Raw genomic sequence first — 14,698 nt, 5'->3', positions numbered from 1 at the left:
TGTTAGATAACGGGGGCTTGATAATCGCTCGCCATAGGCTCGCTCACAGACGAAGTGAACCATTCCCTCGCCAGCAAGCTGGCGTGGCTCTATGTCTTCGACAGCCACCGCGAATGGATCACTTCGCCTATTATGCTTTTTCGCTCTAACTTTTAATCTACCAATCAAATTATACCTCTAATGTACGAATTAAATTTACCATTTCAATAGCTCCTTGTGCACATTCAGAGCCTTTATTTCCTGCTTTACTACCAGCTCGTTCTATCGCCTGTTCAATCGTATCTGTCGTAAGAACACCGAACATAACAGGTATTTCGGTATTTAAACTGATTTGGGCAATTCCCTTTGATACCTCACTACACACATAATCATAATGGCTTGTACTGCCTCGAATAACTGCCCCTAAACAAATAATCGCATCATATTTTTTACTTTTTGCCATTTTAGACGCTATCAACGGTATTTCAAATGCTCCCGGAACCCAAGCCACCTCTATATCCTTTTCGCTAACATTTTCTCTTTTCAAATTGTCTAATGCTCCTGCTAATAGCTTTGAAGTTATAAACTCATTAAACCTTGCTACAACAATACCTATTTTAATATTTTCTGCCACTAAATTGCCTTCAAAAGTATTCATTTATTTTTCCTCCATATTCAAAATGTGCCCCATTCGGTCTTTCTTTGTTTTCAAATAAAAACTATCATAAGGATTTGCTTCTATTTCAATCGGTACTCTGCTTGAAATTCTCATTCCATAATCTTCTAACTGATAAACTTTATCAGGATTATTTGTAAGTAAATGCAATGATTTTATTCCCAAATCTCTTAAAATCTGTGCTCCAATATAATATTCTCTTAAATCGCCTTGAAATCCTAATGCAAGGTTAGCGTCAAGGGTATCCATACCGTTATCCTGCAAATGATAGGCTTTTAGTTTATTGACAAGTCCGATACCTCGTCCTTCTTGTCGCATATAAAGCAATACACCTGAACCATTTTCTGCAATCATTTTCATAGCTTTATCTAACTGCTGTCCGCAATCACAGCGTAAAGAACCAAAAACATCTCCTGTTAAGCACTCTGAGTGAACACGACATAACACATCGTTTCCATTATCCAAATTTCCCATAACCAATGCAATATGATGTTCTCCATTCAGTTTGTTGATATAACAATGTGCTTTGAATTTTCCGTATTTTGTGGGCATTTCTACAATCGAAACACATTCTACAAGTATATCATATACTTTTCTATATTCCTGTAATTCTTTAATTGTGAGGGTAGGTATATGGTGTGTTTGAGAAAATTGAATTAAATCAGGTGTTCTCATCATTTTCCCGTTTTCATTCATGATTTCACAGCATAAGCCACATTCTTTTAATCCTGCCAACCTCAATAAGTCAACAGTTGCTTCCGTATGTCCGTTCCTTTCCAGAACACCTCCATTTTTTGCAATCAGAGGAAACATGTGCCCCGGTCTACGAAAATCAAAGGGATTTATATTCTCAACCACACACATACGAGCCGTCAATCCTCTTTCTTCGGCAGAAATACCTGTTGTAGTATCCTTATAATCAATAGAAACCGTAAAGGCAGTTTCATGGTTATCTGTATTATTTTCAACCATAGGGGAAAGCATAAGTTGGTTAGCTAGACTTTCACTCATAGGCATACAGATTAAGCCTTTTGCATAAGTCGCCATGAAATTAACATTTTCTGTTGTAGCCGATTGTGCCGAACAAATCAAATCTCCCTCATTTTCTCTCTCTTTATCATCCATAACCAAAACAAGTTTTCCCTCTTGTAACGCCTGCAATGCCGCTTTTATTTTTTGATATTTCATTATTCCTTTATCCTTTCTGTTAAAATCCATATTGGCATAATAACTCTTTCGATAACTCCGTTTTATTGCTGTTGTCTATGAGTTTCTGCACATATTTACCTAATATATCATTTTCAAGATTAACCATATTCCCAATTTGTTTATCCTTGAGAACTGTTTGCTCTAAAGTATGTGGGATAACGGATACTAAAAAGTCTGTTTTCGATACTTTTGCGACAGTAAGACTAATACCGTCAATAGCAATCGAGCCTTTTTCGACAATTAAATTTAAGATTTCTCTTTTCGTATTGATTTGATACCACATAGCATTTTTCTCTCTACGCACAGAAGATATTCTGCCTGTTCCATCAATATGCCCTGTAACAATATGACCGCCCAACCTGCCATTCATAGGTATAGCTCTTTCTAAATTCACACAACTTCCATGTTTTAATAGACTAAGAGCTGTTCTATTCCATGTTTCATTCATCACATCAACTGTGAAAGACTGGCGATTAAAACAAGTAACTGTAAGGCAAATGCCATTTACTGCTATGCTATCCCCTAAATGTATATCTTCTAATATTTTTGAAGCCTTAATGGATAGTTTACAGTTACAAATATCTTTCTGTATTTTTTCTATTTTACCGATTTCCTCTATTATTCCTGTAAACATGAATAAATCACTTCACTTTCTATGAGATAATCATTTCCTACTTGAGAAAAAGCATACGGTTTAAGCATAACGGCATCATCAGGAAAAGCAACCCCTTGCCCGCTTACAGGACTTTTTGCACTCCCACCAAATATTTTGGGTGCTATATAGACTTGCACCTCATCGACAATTTGTTGTTCAAGAGCACTCCAATTCATTGCACTTCCGCCCTCTAAAAGCAGGCTATCTATCTGCATATTTCCTAAACATTGCATTAAATTCATTAAGTCAATATGATTACCTTTTTTCTTTGTATGAATAATTTCACAACCGTATTTTCTATAAAGACCTATCTTACTTTCATCACTAGAAGAAGTAGCAATATAAGTCTTAATATCATTCGCTGTTTTTATAATTTTTGATGTAATGGGTGTTCTTAAATTTGTATCACATACGATACGGATAGGATTTTTTCCATTCTCTAATCGGCATGTCAGTAAAGGATTATCTTGAATAACAGTATTGACTCCTACCATGATTGCAGTAACCTTATGCCGAAGTTGATGTACCTGTTTTCTCGCTTCTTCTCCACTTACCCATTTTGATTGATTTGTATAAGTTGCTATCTTTCCGTCTAGTGTCATTGCATATTTCATAAAAACATAGGGAATGTGCTTTGTAACATATTTTCTAAAAACTTTGATTAACTGCTGGCACTCTTTTTCTAAAATGCCCACATCAACTTGAATATTGTTTTTCTCAAGTATTTTTACACCTTTTCCAGACACAATAGGATTACAGTCTAAAGTTCCAACGACTACTCTTGTAATGCCACTGGCAATAATTATTTCTGTACAAGGTGGTGTCTTTCCATAATGACAGCATGGTTCAAGTGTTACATAAAGTGTTGATCCTATAGGTGATTCCCTGCAATTTTTAAGTGCATTTCTTTCAGCATGCATTCCACCAAAAGTTTCATGGTATCCCTGTCCTATAATCCGATTATCTTTTACAATTACTGCTCCAACCATAGGATTAGGATTGACATAGCCAGCACCTTTTTTTGCCAATTCTATTGCTAATTTCATGTATTCTGCATCGCTCATTTTTACACCTCCAAAAAAATACATGCCTTGAATAAAAGCTATCCAAGACATGCAAAAGAGGATTTATGCGATTAAATAAAATGCTCCGAAACGATACGAAATCATTTCAGAGCACGCAAAAAAGCATAAATATACTTTCATCTTCTTTCATCCAGACTATACTGTCGGCTTTGGAATTTCACCAAATCATGCCTTTCGGCTCGTTGGCTGTACCACCGGTAGGGAATTGCACCCTGCCCTGAAGATAGTTATTCAATTACAGACAATTATAATATTTGACATTATTTCTGTCAATAGAAAGTTTTTTCTCATTCGTCAAATACAATAATTTGCAAGCAGGTAAACACAGGTTATTTCTTAATATCCTTTTGTTTGGGAAACTCCATGTTCCCATTTACTGACAGCCGCAGAGCTGACATGAAGCCGCGCTGCCAGTGCTTCCTGGGTATAGCCCAATTCATGACGAAGACGGGCGATGTTTTTTCCTATATCCATACATATTACCTTTGCTTTCTACAAGTACCTGTATCTATAGTATACGGCAGGACAGAGCTTCCTGCAATGGAGCACAGGTTAACATTTCGTTGAAAAATTCAACTGGCAGTTAATGAGAGGAGGGACTTTTATGAGTACCTATGTCATGAGTGATGTACATGGTCTGAAGGATCGCTATGATGCCATGCTGGAGGCTCTTGCACTGAAGGAGGAGGACACCCTGTATATACTGGGGGATGTGATTGACCGCGGGCCAGATGGGATTGCCATACTCCGCGATGTGATGACGCGTGAGCATGTTGTGATGCTGCTGGGAAATCACGAATATATGATGAAGCAGTACTATGAGGCGGTACACCATGTGATAACCGATATGCAAACGGCTTGGGAGGTAATCGACCGCTGGAAACGCAATCACTGTATTACGACCATAAATGCCTTTGAGCGCCTGAAGGAAACAGAGCAGCGTGAACTTCTAGACTATCTGGATCAGCTCCCGCTTGCCGTCTGTGATCTCAGAGTGAAGGATGAGCTGTTTTATCTTGCACATGGCAGTGCTCTTCCGCAATTTACACAGGGTATCGTTACACAACAGAGTATCAGGGACAGTGATGCGACAATTGAGCAGTTTGTATGGGACCGCATGGATGTGCATGAAATACCGTTTTCTGACCGCACGGTAGTTGTTGGACATACACCGACATTGTTTTTTCAGGATACCCGCCCGTATGCCGTCTGGACAGATACTGATGATCTGAAAACAGCTCATATTATGGACATTGACTGCGGCTGTGCTGCTGATGATATGCATACCCGCTTGGGTGTTGTCTGCCTGGATACACGAACTGTACAATATTTTTAAAAGAGGGATTGACTCTGACATTGTGTCATAGCGTATACTTCACATGAGCTCAGGAAAGGCAGGTACCTGTATGTTAAAGATCGGTGATTTTTCGAAGCTGTCTAGGATCAGTATCCGGATGCTGCGCTATTATGAAAAGCATAATCTGTTGAAGCCGTGTCATGTGGATGAGGAGAGCGGATATCGCTTTTATGCACATGAACAGATTTTTGAGGCTGCTAAAATACGGTTTCTAAAGGAAGCCGGCTTCAGTGTTGCCATGATGGAGGAAATCATGAGGCAGTACGACAGCCCAAAGCAGATTCAGCGATATTTTCAGATACGCAGGAAGGAGCTGGAGGAGGAACAGCAAAAAATTTCGAATACACTGATCCGACTGGAACGGGCACAGCTGCTGCTCGATAAGGAGGATACGTTTATGGATTATACTGTAGAAGTCAAACAGATTAGGGGTGTGTATGCCGCAACCCTGCGCACCGTGATTCCCGCATATGAACGGGAGGATCTGGTATGGAAGAGGATGTACAGCATTTTTGCGGAAAAGCATCTGAATGTCACCTTTGCACAGCCCCAGCACGCACGCGCATATTTCTATGATGAGGGCTTTAAAGAAAAGGATGTCGATGTGGAAATTGCCGTTGAGGTAGTCGGCAGCTGTGAGGATGTTGAGGATATCCGGTTTCGTCAGTTGAAGGATGAAGCCGTGGCAAGTGTGACCTTTACCGGAGATTACAGCCAGATCAGTGAGGTCTGTATGGCGATTACCATGTGGATCAAGGAAAACGGCTATGAGCTGGATGGCGCAAATTTCTGCATCTATCACAAGGGCTGGGGGCAGTGTGACAATCCGGAGGAATTTGTGACAGAAATTTGTTTCCCAATTCGTAAATAATTAAAGAAGACAAAAGAAAACAATCCTGTTTTAGAAGCGCACAGGATTGTTTTTGCTGTATACGTTCAGTGTTAGCAATTCCGGTATAAGCTATTTCATATGCTCATCGAGAAAGCGGAAAATCTTTTGATAATATGCCTTTGGCTGCTCATACATATTGGCTCTGTGTCCGCTGTTTTCCACAATGTAGAGATCCTTTGCGGACTGACAGGCATCATATAAGGAAAATGCCATATCACAGGGTACATGCACATCCTTTTCCCCATGCAGAAACAGCGTAGGAAGAAGGGCTTTTTCCATCTTCGGCAAAGCGCTTGCCTTGCGGATGGAGAATTTCATTTTCTGTTTTACAAGGACGCCCATGGAGTCCAGAATCGGGAAGGGAGGCATTTTATAATAATGTGTCATCTGCCAGGACAGGATGTCATATACAGAGGTGTAGCCGCCGTCTTCAATGATACAGCGTACTGCAGCAGGCAGTTTTTCCTGCGGACAGAACAGAATTGTATCTGCTCCCATAGAGATGCCATACAGAACGATTTCCGCCTGGGAATCCATTTCCAGCACCGCATCAATCCAGCGTAGTAAATCCCTGCGCTCATTCCAGCCAAGGGAAATCAATGAGCCTTCACTTTCTCCGTGTGCGCGTGCATCCGGGGTAAGCACATGGTAGCCCTGTTCATGAAATGCTCTTGCCACAGGACGCATATCCTCCTTGCAGCAGGCGTAATCATGCAGAGCAATCACCCAGCGATGGGATGTATGGTCAGGGGAAGGATAAATCATACCCACCAGTTGAACCTGATCCTCACTCTCCACGGATACCTTATCAACCGCAACATTCTGTATCCATTTCTTACACAGCAGCAGCTCCTTGTGACGCCGTGTCTTCTGTTCATCGTTTAAATCCGCATCTGCCAGACTCAGCTGCTTCCCCTTTTTCAGCTTTTTGCGGTTCAGCGTCTGGTCAAACAATGTCCGGCATAAAAAGAAATCCGTAGCGGCAGCCAGTGTGGACGCTGCCCCCAGCCCGGTAATGATTTTTAATTTTTTGCTCATGTTGTCAGCTCCCATCTATTTCGTTTGTTATCTATATTATATAATGAATTTGCTAAAAATACGAGTGGAAACGTTTACATATCGCGCATGGCATGTATCGGATCAAGCTGCTGTATCAGATTTCGATGAAAGGAGCGTATGCCGATAAAGGTTTTCTAGGAAAACATCATGTCAGGTGGGGTGTAAACAATAGCCGTATGCGTGGAGTATTTTTGAATGATCCATATGCTTCCAGCACCCATCCTGCTATATTGTATAGGAAGGCGTTACTATACACAGCCAAATCATCACTATATAAATGAACTAGGAGCTGCCAGAATAGAAGCCAATGAAACCGCTCCTATTGTATCGTTTTCTATCGCATACTGATATTTTTCTATTATCCAAAGGACTGTGTACAGGAACAGGAGGACTGCTGCATGTAATTTATGAAAAAAACAGTTGCAATTCCGATTGAATCATATTACAATACTAAGTACCGCGGTTTCGTGGTATTTTCATGCGTGGGAGAAGGAGGCAACCCTTCATTCTGACCACTGCATAAGACTTTTTAAATATAGGAGGAATGTCTTGTGAGTAAGAAAGTTGCAAAAGTTTGTAAACTTCAGTTCCCTGCAGGGGGAGCTAGACCGGGACCTGCACTGGCTTCTGCCGGTATCAACATGCCGCAGTTCTGTACAGCATTCAACGATGCTACGAAAGAACGTGCCGGTGATGTCGTTCCAGTTATCATTACTGCATACGAAGACAAGAGCTTTGACTTCGTAATCAAAACAACTCCGGCTGCTATGATGATCAAAAAAGCTGCTGGAATCAAAAAAGCTTCAGGAAACCAGAAAGAGATCTCTGGAAAAATCACAGTAGATCAGCTGCGTGAAATCGCAGAATACAAAATGCCAGACTTAAATGCTAACGATGTGGAAGCTGCTATGCGTATTGTCGCAGGTACTGCTAAAAACATGGGTGTTGAAGTTGAAGGTTTTGAATAAGAAAGGCGGAAAACAAAATGGCAAAATTCGGTAAAAAATATGCAGAAGCTGCTAAAAAAGTTGATCGCACGAAAACTTATTCAGTAGCCGAAGCAGTAAAATTAGCAAAAGAGACAAACATCGCTAAATTCGACGCATCTGTTGAAGTTAGCTTCAAATTAAACGTGGATCCTCGTCACGCTGATCAGCAGATCCGTGGTGCGATGGTTCTTCCACACGGAACTGGTAAAACACAGAAGGTTTGTGTTATTACTCAGGGACCAAAGGAGCAGGAAGCTAAGGATGCCGGCGCAGATTTCGTCGGTGGAAAAGAACTGCTGGAAGACATCCAGAAGGGATGGTTCGACTTCGATGTTATCGTTGCGACTCCTAACATGATGGGTGAGCTTGGTAAACTGGGACGTCTGTTAGGGCCAAAGGGCTTAATGCCAAACCCTAAGACAGGTACGGTTACCATGGATGTAGCAAAAGCTGTTGAAGATATCAAAAAGGGTAAAGTTGAATACCGTGTAGACAAAGAAGGTAACATCAACCTGATGATCGGAAAAGTAAGCTTTGACGATGAGAAGCTGGTTGACAACTTCAATGCACTGCTGAAGGTTATCTCAAAAGCACGTCCTGCAGCTGTAAAGGGTACTTACATCAAAAACCTGGTAATTTCCACTACCATGGGACCTGGTGTCAAAGTAGCTGTTGAAAAATAACGATTGACAAAGTATCGTTAGCAGGTTAAAATATCAGATGTTATCAATATACCATAGACAGTAACGGCCGTCAGGCTTAATCATGTTACCGAGGTAAAAGTTAGATACTAAACTTTCACCCGTAGTCTGTCTATGTCTGCGGGTGTTTTTATATCACTCTTAAAGGGTATATTGTTACATATAAATTTAGGAGGTGTGAAGTTATGAACCAGGCGATTATCGATAGCAAGAAAGCGGTCGTTTCTGAAATTGCTCAGAAAATGAAAGAATCTCAGTCAACTGTCGTTGTTGAGTACCGTGGACTTAGCGTTGCCGAAGTAACCGAGTTACGTAGAAATCTGCGCGAAGAAGGTGTTGAGTTCAAGGTTTACAAAAACTCACTGGCTCAGCGTGCTGCTGTTGAAGCAGGTGCGGATGATCTTACAAAGGATCTGATCGGACCTAACGCCATCGCATTTGGTGGTGACGCAGTTGCTCCTGCGCGTGTTCTGGCAAAATTTGCTAAGAAGCATGAACACTTGGTATTGAAAAGCGGAATCGTAGAAGGAAAAGTTGTTGGTGTAGATACCATTAAGGAACTATCCAGTCTGCCGAACCGTGAAGGTATGTTATCAATGCTGTTAAGCTGTCTGCAGTCTCCAGTACGTGGATTCGCATGTGCTGTTAAGGCAGTGGCTGACGCAAAAGACGGAGGTTCTGCTGAAGAAGCAGCTCCACAGGAATAAACTTACAGGAGGAAAATGAAAATGGCAAAATTAGCACAGGAAGATATCTTAGCTTACTTAGAAGAAGCTACCATCTTAGAACTTAACGAATTAGTAAAAGCAATCGAAGAAAAATTCGGTGTAACAGCTGCTGCACCAGTTGCTGTAGCTGCTGTAGCAGACGACGCTGCTGCTGCAGGACCTAGCGAAGTAACTGTAACACTGACTGACATCGGTGGAACAAAGGTTGCTGTCATCAAGGCAGTACGTGAAATCACTGGTTTAGGTCTGGTTGACGCTAAGGGTCTGGTTGACAAGGCACCAAGCGTAATCAAGGAAAACATCAAACCGGAAGAAGCAGAAGAAATCAAGAAGAAACTGATGGACGCTGGTGCTTCTGTAGAAATCAAGTAATTCACACTTACACATTTTACAAACAACAAAAAGCCGAAAGGCTTTTTGTCACCTAAAAAGGCGGGATAACGATGGATCATTACTTTACAGATAATCGTCATTTAGCAGAAAACCGGAAGGAAATATCTTTCCGGTTTTGGTGTTTTAACGTTTCTTTTATAACCGATAACGGTGTATTCTCCAAGGACAGTGTTGACTTTGGAACACGCGTGCTGCTCAATACGCTGCATGAGCATGAGGAAGAGCTGGGAAACCAACTTCTGGACATGGGCTGCGGCTATGGTGTTGTGGGAATCGTTGCCAAAAAGGCCTGGCCAGATAAGCAGGTTGAAATGGTGGATGTCAATCCCAGAGCGGTGGCGCTTGCCAAAGACAATGCTGAAAAAAATAATATTGAGGCAAACATTCATGTATCCGATGTATATGAACAGGTAAGTGGGAATACTTTTACTGATATCATAACAAATCCACCGATTCGTGCCGGTAAAAACGTCATCTATAAAATCTTCGAAGAGGCATGGAATCACCTGGCAGATCAGGGTACCCTGTGGGTCGTGATACGAAAACAGCAGGGAGCACTCAGCGCCGTAACGAAAATAAAAGAAGTGTTTGGAAATTGCGATATCATTCACAGGGAAAAAGGATATTTCATACTAAAAGCAAAAAAAGCATTGACAATTTGACAAACAGTTGATATTATAATAAATTGCATAATACTAAAATATTAAAATGGGTTTTTATGCCTTATTTTGATAGGTGAAACTTGTAGAAAGGATGGCGTACATGGACAAAAAACAGCCTTATCGTATTGTCGCTTCCGGTAAAAAGGCAGAGCGTCGAGACTACTCAAAAGTAAGCGGGCATCTGGAACTGCCAAACCTGGTAGAAATTCAGACGGACTCCTTCGAGTGGTTCAAGAACGAAGGAATTGGGGAAGTTTTTAATGAGATTTACCCGATTCAGAACTATGGAGGAAATATCAAGCTGAAATTCGCCGGCTATGAATTTGGAGAGCCGAAATTCAATGCGGAGGAATCAATGTATCGTGAATGTAACTTCGCGGCACCTTTGAAAGCCCGTATGGAGCTTGAAATAACAGATAACACAACTGGTGAGGTTATCAACAAATGGGAGGATGTCTTCCTTGGGGACTTCCCGCTGATGACGGAAACCGGTACCTTTATTATCAATGGAGCGGAGCGTGTCATCGTTTCGCAGATCGTGCGTTCCCCGGGTGCGTACTTTTCCACTGGATATGAGGAAAAAACAGGAAAGGAATCCTTTGCCTGTGAACTGATTCCAAGCCGTGGAACATGGCTGGAATTTCTGACAGAAGTGAAAAAAGCGTCTACAGGACGTGTTTTAAACATGAGCATTGACCGGAAACGTAAAATGCTGTCATCAATTCTGTTCAAAGCCATCGGTATGTCTGTGGATCTGGACAGAAGTGAGGATGCACATGATACCATGCAGATCAAAACCTTCCTGAAGGCTATGGGAAGAGATATCGTGGAAGATGTAGCGATTGATGATGAAGACCGCGAGTTCATGAATCTGTACCTTACATTATATGCATCTTTCTTCGGTAAGTACGAGGAAATCGAAAATACATTGATGGCAGATAAGGTCAAGACAACACAGGAGGCGTTACTGTCCATCTACGAAAACCAGCGTTCCGATGAAATCCCTACACTGGATGGTTCCATCACACTGATGAACGCGAAGTTCTTTGATCCGCGCCGTTATGACCTGACCAAAGCAGGACGTTACAAGCTGCGTAAAAAGCTGAATGCGATCAACCGTATTGATAAGCACCATCTGGCACAGGATATTCTGGATGCGGATGGGAATGTGTTTATGCCAAGCGGCACCATGGTAAACCGTGATGAGAGAAATGCACTGCGCAACGAGCTGGAAAAAGGTATGCATGTCAATGCATTCCCGTTCAATCCGCTGTTCAATCATCCGGACAAGGTTTATGTACCTAGCAGCAATCATCTCGGTCTTGTCGGACGTGTTCTGGCAGGCGATGTTGAGCTGGAGGATGGTACGCTGTACGAAGGAAGCATCCTGAGTGAGCAGGATGTGGAAGCGATTGTCAAGGGTGTGGAAAAGGTAGCGGTTCATGGCGGTATCATTGCCAAGAAGGTTGCCCTGACCAGAGAAAACGTTAATGCTGTCCTCAATTATGGACAGAGAATGTATGCATTTGCCCGTTTGACGGATACAAATGGGGAAGATGTTGTCAACGAGGAAGGCGATTTCTTCGTGGATGGTTACACGCCTCGTCACAAGCCGGAAGCACTGAGCGTAACAGCGGTTGATGAAATCAAAGCGAAGGTAAACAACGGTGCTGTCTTATATGCATGGCTCGTCGGTGCTGCGATTCAGGAGGTCCTGGTTCGTGACCACGATGGAGCAGTTGTCAAGGTGTTGGGAAATGACCCATACGCTGACAAGCACACCATTACTATTTCCGATATGTATGCATTCTATGCCTACAATCTGAACAATATGGAGGGTGTTGGAGATACCGATGATATCGATATGCTGGGAAACCGTCGTATCCGTTCCGTCGGAGAGCTGATTCAGAATCAGTTCCGTATCGGTTTAAGCCGTATGGAGCGTGTGGTTAAGGAGCGTATGTCCATTGCGGATATCGCAACCCTGACACCGAAGAAGCTGACCAATATCCGTCCGCTGACAGCGGCAATCAAGGAGTTCTTCTCCTCCTCTCAGCTGTCTCAGTTCATGGATCAGCAGAATCCGCTTGCTGAGCTGACAAACAAGCGCCGTATTTCCGCATTGGGGCCTGGTGGTATCACCCGTGACCGTGCGAGCTATGAGGTTCGTGACGTTCACAGCTCTCACTATGGACGTATCTGTCCGATCGAGACACCAGAAGGTCCAAACATCGGTCTGATTTCCAATCTGACCACCTATGGAAAAATTAACGAATACGGCTTCATTCAGACACCGTACCGTATTGTAAATGCGGATGGAACCGTACAGGAAGAAGCAATTTATCTGTCTGCGGATGAAGAAGCCGATTATGTCATCGCACAGGCCAACGAGGTAGTGGAAGGCCGTTTGATTAACGAGCATGTCGTAGCACGTAAAGCTGGAGATACCATCATCGCAAGACGTGAAGAGGTAGAGCTGGCCGACGTTTCACCGAAACAGATCGTATCAGTTGCGACTGCCTGCGTACCGTTCCTGGAAAACGATGATGCTTCCCGTGCCCTCATGGGTGCGAACATGCAGCGTCAGGCCGTTCCTCTGTTACAGCCGCATTCCCCGTATGTAGGAACCGGAGTAGAGTATAAAATCGCAAAGGATTCCGGTGTCGGTATTGTTGCGAAAGAAAACGGTGTCGTTGAATATGTCGACTCTCAAAGAATCATCGTCAGCGAGAACGACGGAAACCGCAGAGAATACCGTCTGCGTAAATTCCAGCGCTCCAACAACGGAACCAACATTAACCAGAGCCCGATCATTTCCAAGGGAGAGCGCATCGAAAAGGGTGATATCCTTGCCGATGGTCCATCCATGGAAAAGGGAGAGCTGGCACTTGGACAAAACGTTACCATCGCTTATATGACATGGTACGGATATAACTATGAGGATGCCATCATCATGAGTGAACGTCTGGTTCGCGATGATGTGTATACCTCCATTCATATTGAAGAATACGACATTGACTGCCGTGAAACGAAGCTGGGGCCGGAAGAAATTACCCGCGATATTCCAAACGTGAGTGAGAACGCATGCCGTAATCTGGACAGCCGCGGTATTATCATGGTCGGTGCAGAGGTTATGGAAGGCGATATCCTGGTCGGTAAGGTAACACCGAAGGGGCAGAGTGAAATCTCTCCAGAGGAAAAGCTGCTGCTGGCAATATTCGGTGAGAAATCACGTGAGGTACGTGATAACTCCCTGAAGGTACCGCATGGTGGTGCCGGTATCGTTCACTCCATCCGCGTCTTCAAAAGAAGCGAAGGACACGACCTTCCGCCTGGAGTCAATGAAACAGTAAAAGTATACATCGTTCAGAAGCGTAAGATTTCTGAGGGTGATAAAATGGCCGGACGTCACGGTAACAAGGGTGTCATCTCCAAGATTCTTCCTGTAGAGGATATGCCTTATATGCCGGATGGAACACCGGTTGATATCATGCTGAACCCGTTTGGTGTGCCTTCCCGTATGAACATCGGTCAGGTACTGGAGATTCATTTGGGATATGCTGCGAAGAAGCTGGGCGTGAAATTCTCCACGCCGGTATTCGATGGTATCAACAACACCGAGCTGAGTGATATCATGAAGGAAGCGGAAATGACCGTGGATGGCAAACAGGTACTGTATGATGGTCGTACCGGTGAACCGTTTGATGAACGAATTTCTGTCGGTGTCATGTATATGATCAAGCTGGCCCACATGGTTGACGATAAGCTGCATGCGCGTGCAACCGGACCATATTCCCTGGTAACACAGCAGCCGTTAGGTGGTAAGGCACAAAACGGTGGTCAGAGATTTGGTGAGATGGAGGTTTGGGCACTGGAGGCTTATGGTGCCGCTCATACTCTGCAGGAAATCCTGACTGTGAAATCCGATGATATCGTCGGCCGTACAAAGACCTACGAAGCAATTATCAAGGGAAAAGATATTCCAGAACCGGGTATTCCAGAATCCTTCCGCGTATTGAAGCACGAGCTGCAGGCTCTTGCCATCGACGTGAAGATGCTGGATGAAGACGGTAACGAAGTAGACATCAGCAAGGAGGACAACAGCGAAGCAGCCGCAACTCTGCCTCCGATTCCTGCCGCAGAGCCTGTCGGTGAGGAAGATATCAGTGATTTGGAAGTAGAAGAGGAAGATGCTGTCGCAGAAGACGAATCCGAAGATGAAATTCTTCTGGATGACGATGCAGTGGCTGATGACTTCATGGAAGATGAAGACATTGAGCTGAGCGATGATGAAAATGAAGAGGAGGCGTAAG

Annotated in this window: 14 protein-coding genes, 1 riboswitch and 1 other annotated feature; of the genes, 8 read left to right on the top strand and 6 right to left on the bottom strand. The window is 43.2% G+C overall.

Annotated elements, in window-relative coordinates; all coding sequences use genetic code 11:
- Positions 1 to 169 precede the first annotated feature (169 nt).
- The 5 genes from GKZ87_17685 to GKZ87_17665 form a co-directional block, all read right to left on the bottom strand.
- Positions 170 to 637: a 6,7-dimethyl-8-ribityllumazine synthase gene (locus GKZ87_17685; protein QSI27184.1), complete on the bottom strand. Its 468-nt coding sequence runs from the start codon at positions 635 to 637 to the stop codon at positions 170 to 172.
- The gene (locus tag GKZ87_17680; GenBank protein QSI28010.1) at positions 638 to 1,843 is read right to left on the bottom strand and encodes a bifunctional 3,4-dihydroxy-2-butanone-4-phosphate synthase/GTP cyclohydrolase II; all 1,206 of its coding nucleotides are present in this window, start codon (positions 1,841 to 1,843) and stop codon (positions 638 to 640) included. It abuts the gene before it with no gap.
- Between the two features lie 19 nt (positions 1,844 to 1,862).
- The gene (gene ribE / locus GKZ87_17675; protein ID QSI27183.1) at positions 1,863 to 2,498 is read right to left on the bottom strand and encodes a riboflavin synthase; all 636 of its coding nucleotides are present in this window, start codon (positions 2,496 to 2,498) and stop codon (positions 1,863 to 1,865) included.
- Complete coding sequence (ribD, locus tag GKZ87_17670) at positions 2,483 to 3,583, bottom strand: bifunctional diaminohydroxyphosphoribosylaminopyrimidine deaminase/5-amino-6-(5-phosphoribosylamino)uracil reductase RibD (GenBank protein ID QSI27182.1); 1,101 nt, start codon at positions 3,581 to 3,583, stop codon at positions 2,483 to 2,485. The genes ribE and ribD overlap by 16 nt, the downstream gene beginning before the upstream one ends.
- Before the next feature lie 135 nt (positions 3,584 to 3,718).
- A riboswitch (FMN riboswitch) is annotated at positions 3,719 to 3,833 on the bottom strand.
- A gap of 107 nt (positions 3,834 to 3,940) precedes the next feature.
- The gene (locus GKZ87_17665; GenBank protein ID QSI27181.1) at positions 3,941 to 4,078 is read right to left on the bottom strand and encodes a helix-turn-helix domain-containing protein; all 138 of its coding nucleotides are present in this window, start codon (positions 4,076 to 4,078) and stop codon (positions 3,941 to 3,943) included.
- A 130-nt stretch (positions 4,079 to 4,208) separates the two neighbouring features.
- Here GKZ87_17665 and GKZ87_17660 point away from each other — a divergent pair, with 130 nt between their 5' ends.
- Both GKZ87_17660 and GKZ87_17655 read left to right on the top strand, forming a co-directional pair.
- The gene (locus tag GKZ87_17660) at positions 4,209 to 4,940 is read left to right on the top strand and encodes a diadenosine tetraphosphatase (protein QSI27180.1); all 732 of its coding nucleotides are present in this window, start codon (positions 4,209 to 4,211) and stop codon (positions 4,938 to 4,940) included.
- A 70-nt stretch (positions 4,941 to 5,010) separates the two neighbouring features.
- The gene (locus GKZ87_17655) at positions 5,011 to 5,832 is read left to right on the top strand and encodes a MerR family transcriptional regulator (protein QSI27179.1); all 822 of its coding nucleotides are present in this window, start codon (positions 5,011 to 5,013) and stop codon (positions 5,830 to 5,832) included.
- A 90-nt stretch (positions 5,833 to 5,922) separates the two neighbouring features.
- Here GKZ87_17655 and GKZ87_17650 read toward each other — a convergent pair whose 3' ends face one another.
- A complete protein-coding gene (locus GKZ87_17650; GenBank protein QSI27178.1) occupies positions 5,923 to 6,891 on the bottom strand; it encodes an alpha/beta fold hydrolase in 969 nt (322 codons plus the stop codon).
- Between the two features lie 572 nt (positions 6,892 to 7,463).
- Here GKZ87_17650 and rplK point away from each other — a divergent pair.
- The 6 genes from rplK (at position 7,464) to GKZ87_17620 (ending at position 14,697) form a co-directional block, all read left to right on the top strand.
- Complete coding sequence (gene rplK, locus GKZ87_17645; protein ID QSI27177.1) at positions 7,464 to 7,880, top strand: 50S ribosomal protein L11; 417 nt, start codon at positions 7,464 to 7,466, stop codon at positions 7,878 to 7,880.
- A gap of 17 nt (positions 7,881 to 7,897) precedes the next feature.
- Positions 7,898 to 8,584, top strand: a complete 687-nt coding sequence (rplA, locus tag GKZ87_17640) for a 50S ribosomal protein L1 (GenBank protein ID QSI27176.1) — start codon at positions 7,898 to 7,900, stop codon at positions 8,582 to 8,584.
- 33 nt (positions 8,585 to 8,617) lie between these two features.
- Positions 8,618 to 8,744: a sequence feature (ribosomal protein L10 leader region), on the top strand.
- A 43-nt stretch (positions 8,745 to 8,787) separates the two neighbouring features.
- On the top strand, positions 8,788 to 9,309 hold the full coding sequence (locus GKZ87_17635; GenBank protein ID QSI27175.1) for a 50S ribosomal protein L10: 522 nt from the start codon (positions 8,788 to 8,790) through the stop codon (positions 9,307 to 9,309).
- Positions 9,310 to 9,330: 21 nt separating this feature from the next.
- On the top strand, positions 9,331 to 9,702 hold the full coding sequence (gene rplL, locus GKZ87_17630; protein ID QSI27174.1) for a 50S ribosomal protein L7/L12: 372 nt from the start codon (positions 9,331 to 9,333) through the stop codon (positions 9,700 to 9,702).
- Between the two features lie 71 nt (positions 9,703 to 9,773).
- Positions 9,774 to 10,385 (top strand): methyltransferase, encoded by a 612-nt coding sequence (locus GKZ87_17625; protein QSI27173.1) that lies wholly within the window; start codon positions 9,774 to 9,776, stop codon positions 10,383 to 10,385.
- A gap of 100 nt (positions 10,386 to 10,485) precedes the next feature.
- Positions 10,486 to 14,697 (top strand): DNA-directed RNA polymerase subunit beta, encoded by a 4,212-nt coding sequence (locus tag GKZ87_17620; protein QSI27172.1) that lies wholly within the window; start codon positions 10,486 to 10,488, stop codon positions 14,695 to 14,697.
- Position 14,698 lies beyond the last annotated feature (1 nt).

Source organism: Erysipelotrichaceae bacterium 66202529 (assembly GCA_017161075.1).
Classification (GTDB): domain Bacteria; phylum Bacillota_I; class Bacilli_A; order Erysipelotrichales; family Erysipelotrichaceae; genus Clostridium_AQ.
The sequence above is the reverse complement of the archived record's forward strand: the minus strand, read 5'-3'. Positions and strand labels throughout refer to the sequence as shown.

Bases quoted from the DNA above. Each gene is read 5' to 3' on its own strand.
- rplA (QSI27176.1), top strand. From the start codon at position 7,898: ATGGCAAAATTCGGTAAAAAATATGCAGAAGCTGCTAAAAAAGTTGAT.
- GKZ87_17625 (QSI27173.1), top strand. From the start codon at position 9,774: ATGGATCATTACTTTACAGATAATCGTCATTTAGCAGAAAACCGGAAG.
- GKZ87_17680 (QSI28010.1), bottom strand. From the start codon at position 1,843: ATGAAATATCAAAAAATAAAAGCGGCATTGCAGGCGTTACAAGAGGGA.
- GKZ87_17685 (QSI27184.1), bottom strand. From the start codon at position 637: ATGAATACTTTTGAAGGCAATTTAGTGGCAGAAAATATTAAAATAGGT.
- GKZ87_17660 (QSI27180.1), top strand. From the start codon at position 4,209: ATGAGTACCTATGTCATGAGTGATGTACATGGTCTGAAGGATCGCTAT.
- GKZ87_17635 (QSI27175.1), top strand. From the start codon at position 8,788: ATGAACCAGGCGATTATCGATAGCAAGAAAGCGGTCGTTTCTGAAATT.
- ribD (QSI27182.1), bottom strand. From the start codon at position 3,583: ATGAGCGATGCAGAATACATGAAATTAGCAATAGAATTGGCAAAAAAA.
- GKZ87_17665 (QSI27181.1), bottom strand. From the start codon at position 4,078: ATGGATATAGGAAAAAACATCGCCCGTCTTCGTCATGAATTGGGCTAT.
- GKZ87_17655 (QSI27179.1), top strand. From the start codon at position 5,011: ATGTTAAAGATCGGTGATTTTTCGAAGCTGTCTAGGATCAGTATCCGG.
- GKZ87_17650 (QSI27178.1), bottom strand. From the start codon at position 6,891: ATGAGCAAAAAATTAAAAATCATTACCGGGCTGGGGGCAGCGTCCACA.
- ribE (QSI27183.1), bottom strand. From the start codon at position 2,498: ATGTTTACAGGAATAATAGAGGAAATCGGTAAAATAGAAAAAATACAG.
- GKZ87_17620 (QSI27172.1), top strand. From the start codon at position 10,486: ATGGACAAAAAACAGCCTTATCGTATTGTCGCTTCCGGTAAAAAGGCA.
- rplL (QSI27174.1), top strand. From the start codon at position 9,331: ATGGCAAAATTAGCACAGGAAGATATCTTAGCTTACTTAGAAGAAGCT.